The following is a 1,793-nucleotide window of genomic DNA, read 5'->3' on the forward strand; positions in this document are numbered from 1 at the left end:
TCGTCTGGCCGATATAGTGACGGTAATTGTAGGACAAAACGACAAACGAGACGAGAGGCTCACCGCCGCTCATGCAAGAGCACTCCGAACCGTATCGGTCTGCGCGGGAACTCCATTCTTCGCAACCATATCCAGGTCGGGTAGATGCGCAGCAGCGCGCTCAACTCTTGCTAGACCACGGAAAGCTTCCGCATAGGTGTCCAGCATCAGATCTTCGTTGAAATGGCTCTCAGCATAGGCCCTTGCGCTTGCACGCAGACTGGCGAGCCGTGAGGGAGAGTGATGAAGTTCTGCGATCAGTGCGCTAATCCGTTCGACATCGCCTGGGCCCGCGATCCAACCGTTGACGCCATCTGCGATCATTTCCGGTATGCCTCCCACCGGTGACCCGATCACCGGTACGCCGCTGGCTCCCGCCTCCATTACGGCCACCGGTCGCCCGTCGGTCCGCGATGGAAGAACGAGGATGTCCACCGCGCCAAAGGCATCACGCACATCCGAAATGTAGCCATGGAAAACTATGCGATGCCTGGCTGCACCGGTCTGGCAGCGAATACGCATTTCTGTTTCCATGGGTCCCGAGCCGAACACGGCAAAATGCGCGGACGAACCAGCGACGACAAGGGTTTCGGCGAGAGTCACGAAATCGAGGGGACCCTTCTCTTCGGAGAAACGCCCGATAAAGCCAAGCGTCAACGGTTGTGCGGATGCCGGTGCCGGCCTGAAGGCGTCGAGATCGATGCCACTGTGGAGAACGTCGATACAACGGTCCGGGCGACGGGTCGAAGCCCGTATCACGCCGCGCATGTAATCGCTCTCTACGAAAACGCGATCGATAGCGCCCTCGTATAGGAAGTGACGTACGACGTGTCCGATGGGATTGTATATAAGATCGGCTATGCGAAGACTAGGAACATCCTGCTTGAGAAAGCCGAGAAGCGAATAGAGCTGGAAGGCACCCACTTGAACCAAGCCGCCTACGTGGCGCGTTTTGATTTCATCGCGCAGCACTTCTCTCCACGTGTCTGGATCGTGGAGAGATAAGTCTATTAAGTCACCGGTTGCTTCGAAGTCAGCGAGATTATCACGCTTGTAAGCCCCGGTATCGCGCTGCTGAATCAAGCACTGGATCGATTCGCCGCGCCTCCGCAGCGCTCGCGCAATCCGCACGATGAGGGAGCCTTCGACAGCGAAGGGAAGAAGGAGGAGGACCGTGCTCGTCTGCCGGTCGGTGGCGGAAGCGCTGTGCATAGCGTCGTACCGAGCGTTTGAGGTGGGATTTAGATTGATTTGAAGTGCCTTATTAAATCCGGCCGAGCCGACGGATGGCCCAGATCACGCCTCGTCTCAATGGGCGAAGGAATGGATGCCGAGCATAAGGATGATCTTTTACATAACGAGCAACACGCGTGACCTGGTTACCTCGCCCATCAGATAAGAGCTTCTTCGAACGTTTTAGCGCCGACGTCAACTGATCGATCACAGCGGCATCATCGGATCGACGACTAGATTCTCCAGTATACTCTATGCTTTTAATTCTGCCCTTAAGAGCCGTCTTTGCAGCCTCCGCTGATTTCGATAGATCCGAAAGCAATTCAAGGTATTCGTTTGCCTTGCCATGCCACCAATCACGAGATTCAACGAGGGCACTGAGATCCTTGTGCAACTGAATCAGCAGTGGAGTTGTGTTGGCGGCATCGCACAGGGCGAGCAGATTGGCTCCGGCGGCTTCGAGGTCTGGCTGGGGAGGGCCATTCAGGAGATCGTGGAAGTCCTTGAACCGTTCCATGGGG

The 1,793-nt window shown here is 56.3% G+C and carries 2 protein-coding genes; both read right to left on the bottom strand.

The window, feature by feature from the left end; all coding sequences use genetic code 11:
• Positions 1-69: 69 nt before the first annotated feature.
• Positions 70-1,122, bottom strand: a complete 1,053-nt coding sequence (locus tag ASG62_RS19430) for a glycosyltransferase (protein WP_162246044.1) — start codon at positions 1,120-1,122, stop codon at positions 70-72.
• A gap of 181 nt (positions 1,123-1,303) precedes the next feature.
• Positions 1,304-1,793, bottom strand: a 490-nt coding sequence (locus tag ASG62_RS27045; protein WP_162247015.1) for a hypothetical protein, incomplete at its 5' end; no start/stop codon positions are given.

Origin of the sequence: Aureimonas sp. Leaf427 (assembly GCF_001425485.1) — a bacterium.
Classification (GTDB): domain Bacteria; phylum Pseudomonadota; class Alphaproteobacteria; order Rhizobiales; family Rhizobiaceae; genus Plantimonas.